This window comes from Butyricimonas paravirosa (assembly GCF_032878955.1).
In the GTDB taxonomy this organism is placed as follows: domain Bacteria; phylum Bacteroidota; class Bacteroidia; order Bacteroidales; family Marinifilaceae; genus Butyricimonas; species Butyricimonas paravirosa.
Genome location: NZ_CP043839.1, coordinates 2739644 through 2762264, shown reverse-complemented (window position 1 = coordinate 2762264; position 22621 = coordinate 2739644). Strand labels below are relative to the sequence as shown.

14 protein-coding genes and 1 riboswitch are annotated in these 22621 nt (G+C 43.9%); of the genes, 3 read left to right on the top strand and 11 right to left on the bottom strand.

The genetic code is table 11. The annotated features are described in order from the left end of the window. Window position 1: 1 nt before the first annotated feature. Both nadD and F1644_RS11390 read left to right on the top strand, forming a co-directional pair. Window positions 2–598: a nicotinate (nicotinamide) nucleotide adenylyltransferase gene (gene nadD / locus F1644_RS11395; protein ID WP_118304545.1), complete on the top strand. Its 597-nt coding sequence runs from the start codon at window positions 2–4 to the stop codon at window positions 596–598. A gap of 160 nt (window positions 599–758) precedes the next feature. Further along, a riboswitch (cobalamin riboswitch) is annotated at window positions 759–941 on the bottom strand. Between the two features lie 253 nt (window positions 942–1194). After that, window positions 1195–2106 (top strand): YitT family protein, encoded by a 912-nt coding sequence (locus F1644_RS11390; protein ID WP_118304544.1) that lies wholly within the window; start codon window positions 1195–1197, stop codon window positions 2104–2106. A 24-nt stretch (window positions 2107–2130) separates the two neighbouring features. Here the strand turns inward: F1644_RS11390 and F1644_RS11385 are convergent, their stop codons facing one another. From F1644_RS11385 to F1644_RS11365, 5 genes are all read right to left on the bottom strand, one after another. Then, on the bottom strand, window positions 2131–2424 hold the full coding sequence (locus tag F1644_RS11385; protein WP_087419055.1) for a PG0541 family transporter-associated protein: 294 nt from the start codon (window positions 2422–2424) through the stop codon (window positions 2131–2133). Window positions 2425–2493: 69 nt separating this feature from the next. Then, window positions 2494–5646 (bottom strand): efflux RND transporter permease subunit, encoded by a 3153-nt coding sequence (locus tag F1644_RS11380; RefSeq protein ID WP_118304543.1) that lies wholly within the window; start codon window positions 5644–5646, stop codon window positions 2494–2496. A 49-nt stretch (window positions 5647–5695) separates the two neighbouring features. Beyond that, window positions 5696–6730, bottom strand: a complete 1035-nt coding sequence (locus tag F1644_RS11375; RefSeq protein WP_118304542.1) for an efflux RND transporter periplasmic adaptor subunit — start codon at window positions 6728–6730, stop codon at window positions 5696–5698. Window positions 6731–6765: 35 nt separating this feature from the next. Beyond that, on the bottom strand, window positions 6766–8052 hold the full coding sequence (locus F1644_RS11370; protein ID WP_229782346.1) for a TolC family protein: 1287 nt from the start codon (window positions 8050–8052) through the stop codon (window positions 6766–6768). Window positions 8053–8135: 83 nt separating this feature from the next. After that, window positions 8136–8771 carry a TetR/AcrR family transcriptional regulator gene (locus tag F1644_RS11365; protein ID WP_087419052.1) on the bottom strand — a complete coding sequence of 212 codons (636 nt, stop codon included), beginning with the start codon at window positions 8769–8771 and terminating at the stop codon, window positions 8136–8138. A 213-nt stretch (window positions 8772–8984) separates the two neighbouring features. On the opposite strand from F1644_RS11365, the gene dnaG reads away from it, so the two are divergent. Beyond that, complete coding sequence (gene dnaG / locus F1644_RS11360) at window positions 8985–10910, top strand: DNA primase (protein WP_087419051.1); 1926 nt, start codon at window positions 8985–8987, stop codon at window positions 10908–10910. A 55-nt stretch (window positions 10911–10965) separates the two neighbouring features. Here the strand turns inward: dnaG and F1644_RS11355 are convergent, their stop codons facing one another. The 6 genes from F1644_RS11355 to F1644_RS11330 form a co-directional block, all read right to left on the bottom strand. Next, window positions 10966–11967 (bottom strand): hypothetical protein, encoded by a 1002-nt coding sequence (locus F1644_RS11355; protein ID WP_118304540.1) that lies wholly within the window; start codon window positions 11965–11967, stop codon window positions 10966–10968. A gap of 247 nt (window positions 11968–12214) precedes the next feature. Beyond that, on the bottom strand, window positions 12215–12709 hold the full coding sequence (locus F1644_RS11350; RefSeq protein WP_118304539.1) for a hypothetical protein: 495 nt from the start codon (window positions 12707–12709) through the stop codon (window positions 12215–12217). Between the two features lie 236 nt (window positions 12710–12945). Then, window positions 12946–13647 (bottom strand): hypothetical protein, encoded by a 702-nt coding sequence (locus tag F1644_RS11345; RefSeq protein ID WP_051465918.1) that lies wholly within the window; start codon window positions 13645–13647, stop codon window positions 12946–12948. 71 nt (window positions 13648–13718) lie between these two features. Further along, a complete protein-coding gene (locus tag F1644_RS11340; protein WP_118304538.1) occupies window positions 13719–18458 on the bottom strand; it encodes an efflux RND transporter permease subunit in 4740 nt (1579 codons plus the stop codon). After that, on the bottom strand, window positions 18455–21544 hold the full coding sequence (locus F1644_RS11335; RefSeq protein WP_118304537.1) for an efflux RND transporter permease subunit: 3090 nt from the start codon (window positions 21542–21544) through the stop codon (window positions 18455–18457). The genes F1644_RS11340 and F1644_RS11335 overlap by 4 nt, the downstream gene beginning before the upstream one ends. A gap of 6 nt (window positions 21545–21550) precedes the next feature. Next, window positions 21551–22615 carry an efflux RND transporter periplasmic adaptor subunit gene (locus tag F1644_RS11330; protein WP_087419046.1) on the bottom strand — a complete coding sequence of 355 codons (1065 nt, stop codon included), beginning with the start codon at window positions 22613–22615 and terminating at the stop codon, window positions 21551–21553. Window positions 22616–22621 lie beyond the last annotated feature (6 nt).

Sequence of the window (22621 nt, the reverse complement as noted above, 5' to 3'; positions counted from 1 at the left end):
AATGAAACAAGGTAAGGAAAAGAAAAGCGGACCTGTTATCGGACTTTTTTTCGGATCGTTTAACCCGATCCATAACGGGCACGTGGGAATTGCTCGTTACCTGTTGGAAAAAAAGTTGTGTGCGGAAGTGTGGTTTGTGGTCAGTCCTTGTAACCCGTTTAAAGTAGATCGATTCCTTTTGCCGGAGACCGAGCGTTTCGAGATCGTGAAGGCTGCCATCAAAGGAATTCCCGGAATGAAAGCCTGTGATATCGAATTTTCAATGCCTAAACCTTCCTACACGGTGGATACCTTACGGGTTTTGTTTGATCGATACCCCGGTCAACAATTTGCTTTGATCATCGGGGGGGATAACGTACTGGATTTCCCGAAATGGAAGGAGCATCGTTGGATCGAGGGACATTGTGATATTTTTGTTTATCCCCGTTCAGGTATTATCACTTCTATTGAAGGATTTACGAACATGACGTTCGTTGATGCCCCTTTGTTTCCCTTGTCTGCCACCGAGATCCGAGAAATGATCCGAAAAGGAGATGATATTTCAAGCTTGGTTCCAAGCGAGGCTTTATCGTTGATTTGGAAACTGTATTCAAAATAAGTGAGCTTGTTACGCGATGTAAAACAAAATTGGCAGAGATATTCTACATCTCATAATCTGCTCACTTATTTCACAGAACAATGCTTGTTGGAAAATTTGGGTAGAAGAAGATCATGTTACCATGATAAACATCTTGCCAGCTTCACTTCCCGAAAGCTACATAAACAGTTACGTCTTGGCAGGTTTTCTGACTTGTTTCCTTTTCGTCGCCTTCCCATCCATGTACAGACAGTGGCAGTAGAGACTAAAGTTTCGAAACTTACAGCTGCGGGTACAGTTCCCGACTCTCACGGGATTCCCTCGTAATGTCACGAAGAACATTACCTTTCCAATACGTTTACAAACATAAGGAAAATAATTGGAAATCGGAAATGGAGTATTGAAAATTATTCTTTTTCATGGGGTTCGTGTTTTTTCGAATAATTATGAGGTGAGTTGTATAATTATGCATCGAAATTAAAATGTAATTCACTTGTAATTAGGTGTTTATAGTTAAATTCGAGAGATCGAAAACGTTGTAAAAAGTCGAAAACAAGTTGTACTTTTGTGCGGCTAAAAACAAGCGAAATTAATAACTAAAATAAATAAGTTGTAGTATGGGATTTGTAACTAAGGAGAAATTGTTCTCCAAGGATTTCTTTATCACCTACGGATGGTTGTTGGGTGGTTGTTTCGTGTTTGCATTAGGGGCTGTGTTATTTGCGGAGCCTTATGGTTTTGCTCCCGGGGGAACATACGGTCTGTCCATGGTATTTCATCATTTGTGGGGTTGGGAGACTGAAATTGCGGCTCTTTGCATGGATTTACCCCTGTTGCTATTGGGAATCTATTTCTTGGGAGGGATGTTTGGTGTGAAGACCATCATCTGTACGTTTGCCATTCCGGCGTTTATGCGCTTGATTCACTATGTTTACGGTTATGATGCTTTATTGGAACCGGGAATTACTGACCGGACAATGTTAAACGAACAGTTGTTGTCGGCTATTTTCGGTGGTATTGTTTACGGTATCGGTATCGGTATGATTTTCAAGGCGCGGGCGACTTCCGGGGGATCGGATATTATTTCCATGATTTTGAACAAGTACACCCATATCTCTTTGGGAACGTTGGTAATTATCGTGGATTGTACGATAACCCTGTCAACGGTTGTAGCCTTCGGAGACTGGCGTTTGCCGATGTATTCCTGGATTATCGTGTTCATCGAAGGTAAGGTGATCGACTTGATCGTGGAGGGAGCTTCTGTTCACAAGACGTTGATGATCGTGACTAAAGAAATGGATACAGTGAAAAATATAATCTTGAATGATATTAATCGCGGTGCTACGATTTTACCGGCTATCGGGGCTTATAAAGGTGAGGCGCGTGAGATTATCTACACGATTCTAACCCGTCGTGAGATGATGATTTTACGTCACCGTATCCGTGAAATTGACCCGGAGGCTTTCATAAATGTTATTGATTCCAGAGAGATATTAGGAAAGGGATTCAAATCATTGGATGCAGAATAAAAAAAGAGGCGAAAGCCTCTTTTTTTAATACATATCCGTGATGTCCCAGACAAATGCCCGGATACCGTTTTCTTTATTCACTTCATCCAGGTTCTTGACGTATTTCAAGATCAGAGGAACCATTTCTTCCTCCACGATAGTCAAGGTTGCGGAGTTCATTTCCGGCCAAGTGTGGGTTCCCATTCTCGGTTCTCCATCCACGGTTCCAGCTCCGTTTACCAAGGGCCATTGCGTGAATCCCCGGATCTGTAATTGATCAAGGATAAAAGCAACCCGTTCGGTCAAAGCTTGGTTATATGATATAAATACTGCTTTCATAATTATTAGGACTTTAGATGTTAGATTTACGATGTTACATTTTACATCGTAAATCTAACTTAGTATTATTTATTTCTTTTTCGGAAGATCTCTTTCCGGGTTAAAGTCGGCCATGAACTTGAATTGTTTGCTGAGAATCTTCTTTTTGTCACGGCTACCACTCTTGTCCATTGCGGCGTAAACGGCCGGAACAATCACCATCGTGATAATCGTGGAGAAGATCATACCACCGATTACGGCGATACCCATCGGTCTCCAGGTTTCAGAACCCTCACCAGCACTAATTGCCATCGGCACCATACCTAAGATGGTGGTTAACGAGGTCATCAATACCGGACGCAAACGAGAACGACAAGCCATTGCGATTGCGTCGTACAGGCGGATACCTCGTTCACGCATCAAGTTGATAAAGTCGATCAATACGATACCATTTTTCGTAACGATACCCACCAACATGATAGCACCCAATGCGGCAACGATACTCAAGGTTGTGTTCGTCAGCAACAAGGCAAGAACCACACCGGTGAAGGCGAACGGAATTGCCAACATGATGATGAACGGCATCTTGAATGACTCGAACTGTGCAGCCATCACGATGTAAACCAACATCAAAGAGAGTAACAACAATAAGAACAATGAGCTGAATGATTCCTGTTGATCCTCGTAGCTACCACCGATATACATGGATACTTCCTGAGGTATTTCCGTGTTATCGATGATCTCTTGAGCTGCAGTTGCTATATCTCCTAGGGCAACTCCTGCTGCCGGGGTGATAGACACTTTCAACAAACGTTGTTTACTCTTACGCTCGATATTTGGCGGGGAGAAGAACTCTTGGATTTCTCCCAGTTCTTTTAACCGAACCTTCTGGCCCTTGCCGTCAGGAATAATGATATTTTCAATCTCGGTGATCGAAGAACGATATTTCTCGTCGAAACGTACGATAATATCATATTCCTCTCCGTTTTCCTTGTATTTACTGTTCCGGTATCCATAGATACGGTTACGCATGTATGAACCTACTTCAGACGTCGTCAGACCGTGGCGGGCTAGTTTATCTTGATCCAGCATGATACGCAACTCGGATTTATCTTCGTCACGGCTGATCTTGATATCTTCCGCACCCGGAATCTGGCGGGCTTTCTCTGCGATGGAGTGTGCTAGATTCGTAGTTGTGTTGAAGTCATGTCCCATGATTTCAATGTCCACGTTATTACCTCCCATGGAACCACCGCTTGAAGTTGTTACCGTGTACTGTAAAATGTCCGGGAAAGCTTTCAAGATACCACGCACCTGGTCGGCAATCTGGAACACACTACGTTGACGGTCTTTAATATCTGTTGTTCTCAAACGCATGTTCAAGATATTGTTACCCGTGCTGTTCATCATGGATGCGAAAGAGGCTTCCTCTTCACTACCGTATGACAAGTTGATCAACGTGATTTCCGGAATATCTTTTCGAATGATGGAATCAATTTCCAAGGCAACCTCTCTCGTCACCTCTACACGTTGGCCGGATTGCATCTTGGCGTACACGTTCAGGTAGTTCTGGTCATTTTGGGGCATAAAGTCCGTTTTGATCAATTTAGCCAGGAACATGGAGGCAAAGAATAAAGCAAACATACTAAGGATCGTTACGGTCTTGTGAACAAGTACCCAGCGGATCAATTTCTCGTAAGCACTGTCCAATTTCTCCAACATTCTGGAAACGAAGTTGTAGAAACTAAACTTACTTGAATCCGTCTTCTCTTGAATTTTCATCAATTGAGAACACAACATCGGGGTCAAAGAGATTGCGGTCACGGTTGACGTACATACCGTGATACAAACGATCCATCCCAACTGTTTAAACAAAATACCGGTCATACCGCTCACCAAGGTCAACGGGAAGAACACAGCCACGGTTACCAACGTCGTAACGATTACAGACAACCAAACCTCGTTTGTACCGTATTTGGCGGCCTCTCGCGGACGGCTTCCCCGGTCAATATGTTTCGTGATGTTCTCCAATACCACGATGGCGTCGTCCACCACCATACCAATTGCAATAGATAGGGACGATAGAGATATAATGTTAAGCGACTCCCCGGTTGCAAATAAGTAAATGAAAGCAACAATCAAGGAAATCGGGATTGTCAATGCGATGATGAAGGTTGCTCTCCAACGTCCCAAGAATAAGAACACGATCAAGATCACGAAGATCAAAGCGTACATCAAAGACTCCTGCAAGTTGTTAATAGACTTGATGATGAAGTCCGAGTTATCCGAAATGATTTGGAATTTGATATCTGTCGGTAGTTCCCTCTGTGCTTTCTCGATTTCGCTCTTTGCCTGTTTCGCAACAGCTACTGCGTTTGCATCGGTTTGTTTGGTTACCATTAATACACCACCCCGACCTCTGTTAATCGTTTGTTCTAGGGTAATATCTTTTAGGGTATCCCGTACATTGGCAACATCACGCAGGTAAATGATTTTATCATTTTGAGTGCCTAACACGATGTTTTTGATCTGGTCACTTTCTTCGAATTCTCCTTCCACGCGCAAAGTATAGTCCATCTGTCCCATCTTCACGTTACCGGAAGAAATATCTTTATTCTCTGCCAGAATCTTGTTACCGATTTGTTCCAGCGTCAAATTGTAAGCATCAAGTTTATTCGGGTCGAGGTCCACGTAAACGACACGTTCCGGGGCTCCGGCCACGATAACAGAGGCAACTCCGTCCACGCGGTTTAACCGGGTAATCAGCTTGTCATCCAAAATCTTGTCAATACCGGGATATGATTCCTTTGCGGTTACGGCATAAATCAAGATAGGCATCATGGACGTGTTGAAACGCATGATGGTAGGACGGTCTATATCATCCGGGAGGCTGGACATGGCTTTATCTACTGCATCACGCACGTCGTTTGAAGCCTCGTCAAGATTTACTTCCCATTCAAACTCTAGGGAGATAACAGATAGGTTATCGTAAGAAGTTGAGGTCAATTCCTTCAAGTCATCCACCGAGTTTAACTGGTCTTCGAGGATCTTGGTCACGTTCTCTTCAATATCTGCGGCGTTAGCTCCCGGGTAGGTTGCCATTACCGTGATATAAGGCGGGTCCATCTTGGGATACTGGTCCACCGGTAATTGTATATAGGCAGCAACACCCAGTACGATGATGGCGAGGAAAACCATCAAGGTTGAAATGGGTTTATTGACCGCTGTATTGTATATACTCATATTCTGAATTTTAAATTTTAAGTTTTAAATTTTAAGTTGCGGGTTTCTCCTATTTTGTAATAGAAAGTGGTGATCCGTCAACTAACCGGCCTTGACCGACAACAATCAACTCGTCTCCTTCGCGGATTTCATCACTGATCAACTCTACTTGATCTTCGAAACGTCTGCCGAGTTTTACTGCCACACGTTTTGCTTTTCCATCTTTATTCAAGAACACGTAACGATCGTTGGAACCCTGTAATTTCAATACAGCGATAGCCGGAACGACCATAGTTTCTGTGTTACCGATGAAGAAGTCAATGGTTCCGTACATCCCCGGTCTTAATGATTCGTCGCTATTCGGGATTTTTACTTCTACCGTGAAAGTTCTTGAGGCGGGGTCGATCGTCGGGTAAACGATGCTAACCGTACCATCAAATGTTCTGTCAGGATAGATATTGCTCTTCAACTGAACTTTGGTTCCCTTTTGTACGGACAAATAGTATTGTTCAGCTAGATTCACGTAAGCTTTCAAAGGGTTGATCTTCTCGATTGCGATGATAGAAGGTTTGCTGGCCCCACCGAAAGCTGCACCCGTGTAAAGTTCCCCGTTCTCGAAATATTTTCCGGTCACGATACCGTCAAAAGGAGCGAGCATTTTCGTGTTCTCTTTCAAGAAATCCACGTTAGCTTTAGCTACTTCGTATTGGGTTACGGCAGCATCATAAGCTTGTTTGGAGATACTTCCGGTTTCATTTAATTGGACGGCACGGTTATATTCCGTTTCCAAGTTCTTTAGTTGAACTTCTGCTTGAACTAGCTGGGTTCTATCCATCTCAACGAGTAACTGACCTTTCTTGATGCGGTCGCCTACTTCCACGTAAATCTTCTCGATTCTACCCGTGGCAGCGGGGGCATAGTACACTTGCTTATCTGCTTGTAAGTTGGCGGTATAGTCCAAGGTTTTGGCAATATCCGTCTTCTCTAATTTTTGCACCTTAACAGGAACCGCCTCCACGGTTTCCCCTGTAGTCTTATCTTTTTTGCCCGAGCAACCGGCAAGGATAGCTAATGCTATAATCGATAAAATGAGATTCTTTACCATTGTATTTCTTTTTTGTTTTTGTTATTCAAGTTGTTTTATCGGGGAAGTTGATTATACAGTTTTTCCAAACTTACTTGTGCTTGTAGCAAGCTTAGAATTGCTTCCGTGTAATTTGTTTCTGCTTGCAGGTAGTTGTTATTTGCTTGTGTCAAATCCAAACTGGAAACAGCTCCCAGCTCGTATTTTCTCTGGTAGTTCTTTAATACCCGCGTGGCAACATCGATGTTCTCTTTTTGCAGGTTGTAATTTTCCATGGCGTTTTTCAAGTTGAATTTCAACTGTTCGTCCTGCACGTTCAACTGGTCTTGCAATAAACTCTTCTGCATATAAGATTGTTCCAAGGTGATTTTGGCCTGTTTAACCTTGGAATCCCGCTGTAAACCGGAGAAAATCGGAATGTTCATCGTGAGGCCGGCCGTGTGTTTCGGGCTCATATCCAATGCTGGTTTCAAAATCTTGTAGTTGAAGTTGTAATTACCGGAGATTGTGGGAGCGTAACTCCATTTTTCCAATCCCAGCATCTTTTTATTCAGTTCGGTTTGCGTGGTGATCAATTGATAACTTAAATTATTATTGATGTCAAATTTCTCAACATACAAGCGAGTGGACTTATCGTTTTCCAAGAATACGTTCAGCGCGTCCGTAAGTTTAATCGGGGTGCCTGCTTCCAGTCCCAGTTGAAGACGCAGTAGGTTGTAATTCACGGCAACCGTTCTCTCCATGGATAATAAACTGTTTTTCAGTTGTCCCACGTTAATGCGGATTTGATCCACGTCCGTCACTTCAACCGTTCCGGCTTTGTACATATTATCGGTGTGCTTGTAAATTTCATTCATATTCTCCAGATTCTGACGTAGAATGTCGAGCATTCTTTCAGATACCAGCACCGTGTAGTATGAATTATAGATATTCTCAATAATATCTAGTTCCGTGGTTTCAACTTCCTGCTCGGTCAGGCGTACAGCGATTTTACTGGTTTGCAGTCCTAAAATCCATTGGCCGCTGAATAATAACTGTTGCAAACCTACCGTCAGGTTAGACTGGTCTTTCATTTTTATCGCTTGACCGCCGAAATCCATCTTGTAGTTGAAATTCGTGGAATACGTTACGGTACCATTGACTTGTGGCAATCCTTGTGATACGGATTCCCGTACCTTTTGGCGATACAAATCAATATTCATCTGCGAAGATTGCAGTTCTTTGTTGTGCTTGATGGCAAACTCCACTGCTTGCTGCAGCGATATCGTTTGCGGCGCTTCCTGTGCGTGGAGCATCCATGGCACGAAAAACATTAGGAGGAAAAGAGTCGTTCCTTGTTTCATAGATTATAGATTTAATTATTTATTTTTTCCGGGAAATTTCAAATGTTTTTTCTCTCGTTACAAAACTCGTACCAAAAAATCAATCATCCGTCTTCTGGTCGTTTTGCCGTGTTCCTTAAGCGTTCAAATTCTTTTAGACCTTTTTCTGTGGATATAGCGTAAATAAAATTGATAAAGATCGTTGAAATAATTACCGAAATCGGGTATTCAAGCTTACTGGTGATTTCAGGATCTTTCAAAAAGTGCAATTGTTTGCCTAACAGGTACAATTGTAATTCTTTGTCAATATCCTTCCGGAAGAGTTCTTGTTTTATACCGTTATCCAGTAATGCCACGAGAAACTTCTTCGTTGACTCCTCTTCTTGCTTGGCTACTCTTTCGTACACGGCCGGGTGGTATTTCCTTAAATCAAAATGATTGGCAGGTAAGCGGCTACCCAAGTCACTCACCATGAAATCCCGAATTTCGCTCATGACCACGATCGGGTTTTTCTTGGCTAGTTGATTAACATCCGTGTTTTTTATTTTTTCATCTCTCCTGTACAACATCACTTGCTCCACCACGTCGTCTTTATTGGCAAACTGTTGGTAGAGTGTTTTCTTCGAAATTTTCAAGTGATTCGCTATATCATCCATGGAGGTACTTCTCAATCCAAATCTCAAAAAAAGATCCGAGATAGCGGCTATAAGTTCCCTTTTTTGTTTTATGTTTTCTTCCATAGCTGATGTCTTAGTGTTTGTACGTGGAAACGAAACGTGTTTAAAACGTTTCCACGTGCAAAAGTATACAAATATTGTTCCACTAATACGACATGTATGTTAAAGTATTGTTAAAACTCTTGTCGGGCGCAACTTTTCAATGATTTTAATCTTATTACATCATTTTCAATTTTCAATTCTCCATTTTCAATTCCATTATCCTATCTTTGTGTCATGATTGATCAGGCTACCATACAGAAAATTTTTGATGCGGCGGATATATACGAGGTGGTTTCCGATTTCGTGAGTTTAAAAAAGCGAGGCGTGAACTATCTTGGGCTGTGTCCGTTTCATAACGAGAAGACAGGTTCGTTCACCGTTTCCCCGGCAAAAGGCATATATAAATGTTTCGGTTGCGGGAAAGGGGGAAATGCCGTGAATTTTATCATGGAACACGAGCAGATGTCTTACGTGGAGGCATTGAAATACTTGGCCGAGAAATATCATATCCCGGTTGAGGAAAAGGAATTAACAGAGGAACAGAAGAAGGAGAAGACGGAACGGGAGAGTATGTTAATTGTCTCTTCATATGCGAACGAGTATTTTCAATATCAACTGTGGAACACGGACGAGGGGCGTTCCGTGGGATTGGGTTACTTGCGTCAACGAGGTATCAGTGACGAGATGATTCGCAAATTCGGTTTGGGCTATAACCCGGAAGGTTGGGGGGCGTTCACGAAAACAGCTCAGGAAAAGGGCTACAAGAAAGAGTTTCTCGTGAAGACAGGATTGACCATCGAGAACGAGAAAGGACTTTTCGACCGATTCCGAGCCCGGGTGATGTTTCCCGTGCTTGATTTGGCGGGTAAGGTGATTGCTTTCGGGGGACGAACGATGACAGCCGATAAAAAGATTTCAAAATACCTGAATTCCCCGGAGTCCGAGATATATCACAAGAGTAAAACCCTTTACGGGATATTCTTTGCTAAGAAATCAATCGTGCAGCAAGATCGCTGCATCTTGGTGGAAGGGTACACGGACGTGATCTCTTTTCATGCGAAAGGAATTGAGAACGTGGTGGCTTCCTCGGGAACCTCTTTGACGATCGAACAGATCCGGTTGATTCGTCGGTTGACCCCGAACGTGACAATTATTTATGACGGGGATGCTGCCGGGATCAAGGCCTCTTTGCGGGGAATCGATCTCGTGCTGGAAGAGGGATTGAATGTGAGGGTACTTTTACTGCCGGACGGGGAGGACCCGGATTCTTTTGCCCGGAGTCATACGCCGCAAGATTTGGCGGACTTTATCGCAAATAACGAGACGGATTTTATAAATTTCAAGACTAAATTATTGCTGGGTACTGCGGGGGATGATCCTGTTGAACGGGCTCGCCTAATCACGGACATCGTGCGAAGTATTGCCAAGATTCCGGATAACATCGTGCGTTCCGTCTATGTGCGGGAAACTGCACACCAGTTGGATGTTGAGGAACGAGTTTTATATACCGAGATTGCCAAGGTTCGCTTGAAGAACGAGGAACAACCTTCTAAAACTCCTGTTACGACTCCGGAATTGAAGGTAACAACCCCGACACGAGGAGCGACTCCTTGTGACATCGAGGAAAGTGTGTTGATTCGTTACCTGCTTTTATTCGGGGATAGCGAGTTGTACGAGGAGGAACGTAACGGGTATATGCGAAGTGTGAGTGTCGGGGAATTCATTATCCGGGAACTTGGGGAAGATGATTTGGAATTGTTGAATCCCGTGTTCCGTACGATGCAACAGGAATATCAACGTCAGTATGAGTCTCCGTCGTTTATCCCGGCCCGTTATTTTATTTCTTACCCGGATATAAAAGTTAGTACTATGGCTGCCAATATCTTGAGTGAACCTTACGAGTTAAGTAAGATTTGGTACAAGATGGATAGTTTTGTCGAGACGGAACAGATGAAACTCGGAGAACTTCTGCCCAAGATACTAGATAATTACAAGATGCGAAGAGTGGAAATGCTCTCTCGGGATATAGATAATCGCATTCTTGAATCACAGAATAGTAAAGATCCTTCGCAAATCGTGGAACTCCTTAAGCGCAAAAATGCCATCAATGTCATTCGTCGTAAACTAAACGAGAAATTGGGGCGTACAGGGATTCATTAGACAGAAATTTCCCCGGCTCTTTTTGAAAACCGGGGAAAGAAATCTTTATAGGAAACTAGATAAATGTATATAACCGGAAAAATAATTCTGTTCCGTCTTGGAACATACATTTACAAAGAGGGAAAGGACTTTCTGCGCCTCGTTTTAGTTCCACGAATTCCCATTCTCCGATTTTCTCATCTTTATCCGTGAAAACAATAACACTTTCTCGCATATTTTTTCTGAAAAGTTCTGTAACCAACTCGTCATAACGTCCTTCGTTCGTGTAATATATTTCCTCAATTAACGCCTGTATGCTGTTATATTGTTCGAATGTTGAGCGAATCCGGATGTTATTGAAATCTGTCACTAAATCTAAGTTACCATTTTCGATATTCATTGAAAGGCTGTAATAATCTCCTCCGTCCTTTTGTACAATGACCTCTTTGGGCATTCTTCTCATGATAAATCGGGAGACAATATCATCGTAATTTATTTCCATCTTGACCATTTGGCTGTAAGGAGGGCATTTTACTATTTGTATGGCTTCGGAAGTTTCTTTGTTATATTGCTGTACTTTGTGTAATAGAATTTCTTCACCCTTGTAAACTTCCATTTTAAGGCAGACACCGGTACTATAATCAATCGTTGCAATGAAACGAAGATCATTTTTGGACTGATCTGTTTTGGAAGAGGGGAAGAGGACTTCCATGAATCCGGCTGCATTGATAGTCGTGTCGAAATCCTGTTTGTCTTTGTTCCAAACTAATTTCATTCCGGTAAATGTGTTTTCTTTGCTTGAGTCTGAACTTCGGGAGTTTATCAAATCGGAAATATTGAAACTCAAGTTTATACCATAATACCTTATTAAATCGAATATCTCATTATTTTCCTCCATCTCACTAAACTCCTTGACCAACGCTTCGCATGAACTGATATTGTCTTCGATTAAAGTTCTTAATTCGGAAGAGGGTAACTTCGTGTACGGTTTGTCATAATCGGTAATAATTTTGTCATCGTCATCACTACACGCTACAAGAGTCGTAAGCAGACATAATACATACAAGATTTTTTTCATTTCTTTATTTTTATGGTGATAATCTCCGCAAAATTATAAAAAATGACATAGCTTACATAAGACGTTGAAATTATTCTTGCAGAAGTCTATTTATTCCTATTTCCTATTTTATAGAATTGGTTTTTCATTCAATTATGTTTGTATGTCGGGTGAATCGTGTTGTATATTTACTATATGAGCTGTTATGCCATGATGTTTAAGAATAAAGAATATTTATACTTGCAGTAAGGTGTGCCGTGCAAAATGCTTATCGTGTACGCACGGCATATAAATCCGCATTTATAAGCCATTCACCATTATCTTTTACGGTTACATTCTGCCAATGAAATGTGTTATCCTCGATCTTGACGAAAGCCCATTTCTTCTTTTCGTCGTCAATATTCGTGAGAACAATCATATCATCTTGTTTTCTTGCCTCAAGGCGCATGATTCTTCCTGTATAGCAATAGGCAATGTCCCAAGTGTGCGTGGCTGGATTGTAGACACGAAGTGTCGTGCCGTATTCGGTGAGGGGATGTGGTATTTCTGTTCTGGTTTCTCGTGAAGGTAGAATAATAACATCTTGTACCGCCATTCCCTCAAGGATCCACGAGAAATGCCATTCTCCTTTAGTCGAACAGGATATGTTGTGATCGACATAATCAAATTTCCAACTGCCAATCAGTTTCCCGAAATAATTAAACTCTTCGGGTAGTTCCACGCTCTTGCTGTTGCTTGTTAGGGTTTCAATAAAATATTTCATGTACTAATCCTTCTTATTAGATGAATAGAGTTTCTTAAAAAAAGACGAAAATTTCACTTGATAGTAGTATTTGCGAACAAAGGTAACAAAAGAACAGACATACACAAAACAAGGTGTTTTCAAACTCCCTCCCCCCTTCGGGGTACTTCCCCTCAGGCAGGGGAAGAAAGAGGTGGCACGAAGTGACGGAGGAGTTTTACGAAATAAAATGACTTTTGGGACAACCCCGATTTCTTCTATATAAATTTCTCCCGGTTTCGGGTGTTGTTCAGTCCGAAGATGATAAAGAGGACTGAGGCGATCAACATATTCATCCGGCAATGGAAGACCGTGTTGAAGAATATCTGCGGGTTCTTGTCAATGGGAACATCGTAAGGATTCAAGAAAATGTTCCATTGACTATCCCCGATAGCTCCCTGTATCATGGAGAATAACAGTCCGATAATGATAATCACCACGGAAGTTCCGTTCCCGTTCTTGATCATTGTGCTTAACATGAAGGAAAGCGTGCCGATAAAAAGAGCCGGGACCATGGCTTGTAGGGTCAGTCCCATCGGGGGAACCGACACGATAGCCAAATCCGTTAATAGAGCAAGGAAACAGGTAATCACGAAACAGATCACGTAAGAAATGATGAGGCGTAATAACCAGACCTTATAACTATAGTTCGGGATTCCGAAAATAATCTCCACGATCTTGGCGTCCTGATCGTTCTGTATGCCGAAACACATCGGGTAGAAAACCAACAGAATGCTCGGTAACATCAACATGGAGTAGGCTGTTGCCTGCGTGATCTCGTCGTCTCCCAGTAATTTCACGATCACCGTGATCACGTAGAAGGCGAGGGCACTCAACATGAAATACAGGAATTTATTCCCGAATATAATCTTGATGTTATATTGTACCAGCTTTTGTAGGGTTATCCAAAATTGCACCATAGCGTTAATGTAAAATGTAAAATTTAGAATTTAGAATCACGAAATCGTCAATCATAAATCGCTAAATCTTTTTATTGTGTTATAATTTCTTCTTTATTCTCGATCTTCACACTTCTCAACAACCACAAGTAAGAGTCCTCCAAGGCCGGGAGAATCTTCTCGGCGGTCTCGGTGGGCTTATGCTCGCTGAGGCAACGTACTTTGATGATATCGCCTTGGCGGATGTGGTGAACGATCAGCATGTCGGACGGTAATTTTGCGAAATCCCGTACCGGAACCTCAAAGGTCCAGGTAACATCCTTGGCGATATTAGCCATGTCACTTGGCGTACCGTTGTATTTCAGAATACCCTTGTTGATCACGCCGACTTGGTTACAGGAACTGGCAATGTCCTCTATAATGTGGGTAGAGAAAATCACGATCCGGTTTCGGGACAATTCCACGAGCAAGTTTCTGAAACGGATTCTTTCCCGCGGGTCCAGACCGGCAGTCGGTTCATCCACCACGAGTATCCGGGGCAGGTTCAACAGGGTTTGTGCGATACCGATACGTTGTTTCATACCACCGGAGAAACCTCCGATCTTCTTGTCCTTGTTCTCGTACATATGCACGGCAGAAAGTACTTCGGCTATCCGGTTATGACGTATCTTTTGGTTATATATTCCTTTCAACAGGGCTTGGTACTCCAAGAACTCCCATGCCGTGAGGTTCTCGTAGGTCCCGAATTCCTGCGGTAAATAACCGATCAAACCTTGCAACTCTTCCCGTTTCTTCTGGGTATCGATGCCGTTAATGAATATCTTCCCGTAACTCTGTTCGAAGACCCCACAGATGATACGCATCAACGTGGTCTTACCGGCTCCGTTAGGCCCTAGCAAACCGAACATTCCGGTATGTATCTCCATGGAAACGGAATTCAACGCCTTGAACGGTTTCTTCTTCACCCCGATAAACGGAGCCTTGGAAGCCAGGCGGAAAATAGTCTTTTTCAACATACGGAACCGACCGTCGATTAAGTCAATATTGATGTTCTCCTTGTTGATCTTGTTGGACAGGTAGCGGGCAGCAATACCGAGATACCAGAACATACCGAGGAAGATGGCCCCCCCGCTGTTCTCGAATTTCTTGCTTGCCCAAATCAGGATTACCATCGGGCCGGCATAATAAATGACGATAGCAATGATCCGTAGAATCTTGGCAATGACGGTCTGTTTCCGGTTCTCGCAGAACTCCCGGAAAACATTCATGATACTTAGCGTCATCGTCCAGGTAATGAAGGCTAAAACAATTGCCCAGAAGAACAGTACCTGGTAGCTGAACGTGAAATAATACATGAATCCCAGCACGGGCAACGACCATAACAACGGTTGCATATCCCGCCATTCGCGATAATTCCCTTGCAGGCCGAGCCGTTCCCGGATCTTCAAACCGGAAGTCCATTCCCGGTTGAAACGTGACGGGCGTCCGTACACTTTGACAAGATTGCATATCTTGATCTCCAACTCTTCGTCAGCTGGGATGATATTACTTTGCGCCCGACGTAAACTGTCTTCCAAGAACCAGGTCACTCCCGGTACGAGAATAACCGTCAGGATCACGTATAGAATCCGGTTCAACAGGGTATAGGTCCAGAAGTAAACGCAGATTACGGCCACGACGAAAAGCACGACTTGCAATAGTTTCATGAAGAGACTTTGCGTGCGTAGGCGGTATAAAGCATCTTCCATTCCGGAATACAATGTCGGGATAATGACCAGAGTCAACAGCGTACTCATGGTAAGTCCCCCGATCACGGTGATGGCAAACGGGGCTCCCAGTCCGGACACATATTCTCCTTGCCCCATAGCTAACGGAATCATGGCCACGATCGTCGTGATTGCCGTGATCAGAATCGGTCTTAAACGGGATAACCCGGCCGTTATAATAGCTCGTTGTTTACGGTTTCCATTCCGACGGAGTAAAGAAGTGTAGTCGATGAGGATGATACTATTATTCACCACGATACCAATGAGGATAATGAAACCCACGAAAACATTGGCATTCATCAATGAATTGCTCGTGAATAATAACGCCAGTAAAGAACCGATAGCGGCCAGCGGGATGGTAAACATCAACACGATGGGAGCCGTGGTTGATTCAAATACGGCAGCTAAAATCATGTAAATCAAAATGAATGCGGCCAAAATAAGGAAGATAAAATCATCCATTTCGTTTTCCTCGTGTACGACCTCCACGGCGATACCCGTCGGGACATCCATGCTTTGCACCAGTTCGTCAATCTCCTCCCGTGCGGCTTCCAGCAAATCCTTTGATTCGTTGATGTCGGAATTGAACATATAAACGAGGTTCACCTCCTTTTCCTGGTTAATGCGAGTGATATTTCCTTTGTCACGTCCTAGGTTGATGCGGCTGAAACTCCGTAATTGGACTAACCCGTTATTCTTGTTCGTGACTTCCAGGTTGCGTAAATCTTCCAATGTCCGGGTTTGTGTCTTCTGATCGTCCTCATCATAATTGATATCCCGGATCAGGATATCATATTCCTGGTTCCCGGCTTTGTATTTTACCTCAGCTTTACTTTGAGGCTGGAAATTGGAAAGCTCCTGGCTTACATTACTGGGTTCAACCTCGTTCATTCCCATGAGGTACTGGTCAAAGAATATTTTGGAGACCGTACTTCCTTGGGAAACTGAAATGTGGGAATTGGAGATGTTATCCAGATCGTCAAGTTGATATTTCAAATATTCGGCAAAATTCGCCATAGACTCGAAATCCTGCCCCTTGATTATCACTTTTTCTGTTTGACTGCCCATACCCATCATTCTGAGCAAGGAACTATTGCCAAGCATTCCACCGCCACCGCTACTTCCTCTGAAGTTCTCGCTGCTCTCGCTGGCTTCTAGGCTGATTTGGTTGATATTGACCGTCTCGGCCAACCGGAGTACTTCGGTTTTCAGTTGGATGAGGGATTTCTTATTGATCTTTTGGTAATCATCTTTCAATCGAATCGTAAGCCGGACATCCTCTTTCATAACGTTGGAAGAGAATTCTTTTATTTCCGGAACTTCGAGTAATTCGTCCTCGAAAAGCCGGATCATCTCGTCGGTCCTTTGAAGCGTGTAGCCCGTTGGCGGGGTGATATACACGTTGAACGTATTCAATTCAACCTCTTTCAGCGTGTTCAAGGTTAAAGAGGTGGACAGAACCACGGTAACCAGTAACGTGACTAGAGCGATAATGATTACTTGTGCCGGACGGCGAAGTGACATCTTGAGTATGGCAACATATATCTGCACCAATCTGTTATGGATTGATAAGTTGCTGAAGTTTACATCTTCCGGTGTCTTGCGCAAAATAGCGTTTACCGCCATCGGAATCAATAGTAATGCCACGACCAACGATATGGTAAGCGTTGCCACGATAGAGATGCCGATATGTTCCCCGATCAGTTTGACTAGATAATTGTCTGCGAAAAGGAAAGGCAGGAACACGGTAATTGTGGTGACTGTGGCCGCCATGATTGCCTTCCATACCTCGGTAGTTCCCCGAACACAAGCCTCATCGGTGGAAACTCCCAGACCTTTCAGCCGGTAGATATTCTCCATGACGACGATAGAATTGTCCAGTAACATACCGACGGCAAGGGCGATACCCGTGAGGGTTAACGTGTTGATCGTTATTCCGAATAGATAAAAGAAATAGAATGACGAGAACACGGAAATCGGGATGGCAAAAGCCACGATGGAAATGATCCGTATTTTCCGAAGGAACAGGAACAACACGAATATGGCCAGTAAGGCTCCCGAAAGTCCGAGATCAATGATCTGGTCAATATTTTTATTCATCACATCGGCCGCATCATCTTCCACTTCAATAAGAACCCCTTTGGATTCTAATTCCCCGTTTAGGCGATCAATTTCTTGCCGGACTTTTTCGGAAAGGTCGATCACGTTAGCCATCGGTGATTTTGACAAGATGCAGGAAATCACCTCTTTCCCGTTAGTACGGGCGTAGGATTCCTCTTCCTTCACACCGAACTGGATTTCAGCGATGTCCTTCAACTGGATCGGGCCACTGGCAACCACGATACTTCCCAAGTCTTCTGTGGCAAGATATTCGGCTGTTACGTTGACGAAATAACGTTTGTTGTTCTCGTAAACCGAACCGGCAAAACTCTTTTCCGCCAAGTTGCTCGAAATGGCCCTGCTGATCGTTGATGTCGTGATGTTCAATGCTTTGCATCTTTCCGGATCGACAATAACTTCGATGCTTTTTTGTCGTCCTCCCATGATGGTTACATTAGCGATCCCGTCGATATTTTCCAGGTAGGGAACAATCTCTGAATCGGCGATATTGCGCACGTAGTCGATGTCGTCCTCCCCGAGAATTCGTAGGTTCATGAACATATCACTGGCAGAACCCGAAGAAGATTTGTTCACGTTTAACCTGAAATTATCAGGCAGATTCGGGGTGATGCTTTTTATCTTTTCTTCCAGTTGTAGAAAGGTGTATTTCAGATCAACGTCCTGTTTGAAAGAGACGGTTACCTGTCCTCCTCTCGAATAAATCTGGGTTTCTATTTTTTCTACCCCGTTAAGGGCACTGACGGCTCCTTCAACGGGAATAGCTACTTGATTTTCTATATAGGAAGGGTCGGATTCTGTCTCGGAGCTAATGCTCACGCTCAACACCGGCAATTCGGCATTGGGGTATAATTCCATGGGGAGGTGTTTATAGGAGAAAATTCCCATAAGTACCAGCCCGATGAAAAGCATCGATACAAGAACCCTTCTTTTTATAATCGTGTTCATGATTTCTTTCTGTCAATAACGTAATACACACACGGAATAACGATCAGCGTCATGATGGTTGAGGTCAGCAAACCACCGATCACGGCAAGTGCCATGGGGGAGCGCAATGAGGCTCCCTCACCGAATCCGAAACACATGGGTAGCAATGCCAGAATCGTGGTGGCACTGGTCATGATGATCGGACGCACACGATGCTGTGCTGCCATTTTAATAGCCTCTTCCAGGGGATGACCCTCTTCTTTCAGGCGATTGATCGCGTCCACGAGTATGATAGAACTGTTCACGGCAATACCCGCCAGCATGATAATACCGATAAAGGCCATCATGTTGAGTGTTTGTCCGGTGAGCAGGAATGCCAAAATACACCCGACGCCGGCTAACGGAATAGTCAGCAGGATCGTGAACGGGTGGCGCAAGGATTCAAATTGTGCCGCCATCACCATATATACTAATAGAATAGATAAAAACAGGGCGAATCCCAACCCGCTGAATGACTCTTGTCGCATCTCTTCCTCTCCCGTTATTTTAGCCGAATACTTGGCCGGGAATTCAACCTCGGACAATTTAGCTTTAATAGCAGGGGTTATATGGCTTAGTGAGTATTGTTTCTCGATCATGGCGGTCACGATGCCCGTCCGGCTTTGGTTAACCCGGTTAATTTCTTTCGGAGCCGACGCGATTTCTATGTCTGCAATCTCTCCGAGACGGTATTTCTTCTCGCCTTGTATGATTTCAATATCGTAGATTTCGGAAAGGGTCACTTCGGGAACCTTGATATTGATGTCAATAGTCTCGCCTTGTGTTTCGAAAGTTCCGGCATCCTTACCTGCCAGTTTCTCGCTGACTTGGTTACTTACCGTGGCAACGTCAATCCCGTAGATTCCACTTTTCAAGCGGTCAATCTTGATATTCACCTCCGGGGCTCCTTTTTCCAAGGAAGATTTGATGTCGTATATACCGGGAATTCCAGTGATTTTCTCTTTTATCTCGGTACACAATTCATCCAGCAATTCAAGTTCTTCCCCTTTCACCTCGATTACCAGCGGTGCCCCCTCTGTTCCCAGAATACTTTGTAGGGCGGATTCTCCTTTCTCGTAGGAAATTTCCACGCCTTCCGGCAAGGGGTAATTCTCGTTAATATTCGTGATAAAGTAATCGGCATCCAGCTTAGAATCTTTCTTTATCTTTACCTTAATTTGGGATTGATTCTCTGATTCCAGTTTTCCCCCGCTTTGACTTTCAAGGTTGGATGGGCCAACCAGCGTGTATTGCCATTCAATATCATCCTGTCCTAGAGTCCGGATGGCATCTTCAATGGTTCCCACGGCATTATCCGTACTTTTTAACCTTGTTCCCGGTTCCATGGTAACAAGAATCGAGAACTCCTTCGATTCTGTTTTAGGCATGAACTCCATGCCAATGAATGGTAACATCAAGTAAGAAACGATCATGAGAGCTGTGGCGATGCCAATCACCAAGTATTTCCTTTTAAGGATCTTCCCGACGAAATTTCCGAAACCTTTGATCGTGATGGCGTGACTGGAAATGTTGTCTTTCTTCCGCATGAATTTCGATGCCAGCATCGGGATAAACAGGATAGAAACAAAAAGGGAGGATAACAGCGAGAAACTAACCGTCCACGCCTGTTCCTTGAACAACTCCCCGGCGGCACCTTGCAGGTACACGATTGGAAGGAATACCACGATCGTGGTTAAGGTGGAAGCCGTGATTGCTCCCGCTACTTCCGAGGTCCCCCTCACGGCTGCCTCCGTGGGCGGCAGGTTGTTCTCGTCCATATTCCGGAAGATATTTTCCATCACCACGATGGCATTATCGACCAGCATTCCCGCACCCAGTGCGAGTCCTCCCAGCGTCATGATGTTAATGGAAAGACCGTTGAAGTACATCAGGTTGAACGTGGCTATGATCGAGATCGGGATAGAGAGACTGACGATTAATGTCATGTTCACTCGTCGCAAGAATATATAAAGTATAATAACGGCGAGGATGATACCCATTAAAGCGGAATCTTTAACCTCCTTGATGGAACTCCCGATAAATTCTCCTTGGTTACTGATGATATGGAAATCATACCCCGGTAAACTTTTGCGAAATTCATCAATCTTGGCGAGCAAGTTTTCCACGGCATTTACCGTGTTATATTTATTTTCTTTGTAGATACTGATTCCCAGACAGCGTTCTCCGTTATAACGGGCCAAATTTTCCGGGTCTTTGTTGCGAATGGACACGGAGGCCACATCTTTTAAATATACCGGGGCTTTTGTCTTGCTGGAACTGCTTGTAGATTCCGTGGAAGAGGAACTTCCGCTGGAAGAATTCTCTTTAAATGCCACGATAATATTTTCAATATCTTGGAGACTGGTAATCAGGTTTACCCCTTTCACCGTGTATTGAATATCCCCGTCCGTGATCGTTCCCCCGGAAACATTTTGATTGATGGCCGTGATTTGCGAGGCAATCCCGTCGGCAGTTAATCCGAATGCCTCCAACATATAAGGATTCGTGGATATTTCGACGATAGCCTGTTCCTGTCCGTTCAATTGAATATCTGCGATTCCATCTACCCGGACGAGTTCATTCCGCATGTAATTTTCTGCGATCTTTCGCAATTCATTCATGTCCTTCACCTCGTTATGAGTGAGAGCGATGGTCATGATTGGTGTCGCGTTGGCATCGTAACGGGTAACGTTAACTTCTTCGATGGTTTCATCTTGAGAAAGAGAAGAGACACTTCGCTGTAAATCCAGGAAAGCGGCATCCATGTCCTGATCCCATCCGTATTCCACGGTAACCTTCGTGTACCCGACTTTCGTGACGCTGTACACGCTCTTCACGCCTTCCTGACGTGCGGCAGTCGATTCGACATTGGTAGTGATTAGCTTTTCAACCTCTTCGGGTGGTCTCTGACCGCTTTTCACTTCCACGTAAAGAGCGGGATTTTTCAAGTCAGGGAAAAGATCTGTCCCTAACTTATTATAAGATATGGTTCCCAGTAAACATACCGCCAGCGTGAGCATTAACACGCTCACCGGGTATTTTACTGCAAATTTGGTAATGCTGTTCATGTCTTTTTATTTCATGATTTTTACTTTGCCTCTGTTTCTCAGGAATTCGTAGCCTTTCACCACGATCTTGTCTCCTTGGTTCAGACCGCTTTCCACCTCGATGAAACGGTCATCACTGATACCAATTGTGATGATTTTCTCCATGGCCCGGTTTTGTTCCACCGTGTAGACAATCCGGTTTCCTCCCCGACGGGAATTAACGATGTCTTTCGGTATAACAATAACTGAATCCTTTTGCAAAGTAATAATCTCTCCTTTCGCGAACATACCGGGACGTAGTTTCAGTTCCGGGTTGCTGATCGTGATGTATCCGGTGTATGTGCGGGTATCCTCGTTGATTGCCGGGGATAACTGGGAAACAAGGCCGGACAGTGTATCTGATTTGATATTATAATTGGTGACCAACACTTTTTGACCCACTTTCACCTTATCGATCGTGTTTTCCGGTAATGCGATTTCCATGTACATATGGCTGTAATCCATCAACCCGACCATCGTTTCGCCCGATGCGATCTCCACGTTCGGGGTGAAATACGGCAGGCTGACGATGGCTCCTTTGAAAGGGGCTTTGATCGAGAGCTTTGCCAGATCAGAGTATGCCGTTTCCAATGCTGTTTGCGCTTGTATGTAACTACTTTCGGCATTTAGTACATCTTTTTCCGTGGCACCGCCTTTTTCAAATACGGCTTTTTGTCCTTCCCACTCTTTCTTGGCGATATCAACCTGCATTTTTTTTGTTGGTAACGACACGGTATTTTCGTGTTCTTTATTATTCAGCTTGATAATCACGGCCCCTTCCTCGACAATGTCTCCCAGCTTGTAGGGACGCTTGGTCTTGGGGTTGATCATCAGCTCGTATTTACCGTTTGTCTCGGATTTCACTTCCACCGTTTTGGCTGCTTTGGCTGTTCCTGTTGTGGTGGTTAATTCCCGAACATCACGTTTCCCGACTTCGGCAAGCCAAACAGGCGTGGTTGTCTCTGAAGAAGAACTCATTCGTTGCTCGTTACAAGCGTTCAAGGTGTAAGCCAGTAGAATCACCCCGATATATTTTATAGATTTGTTGATCATAGCGTT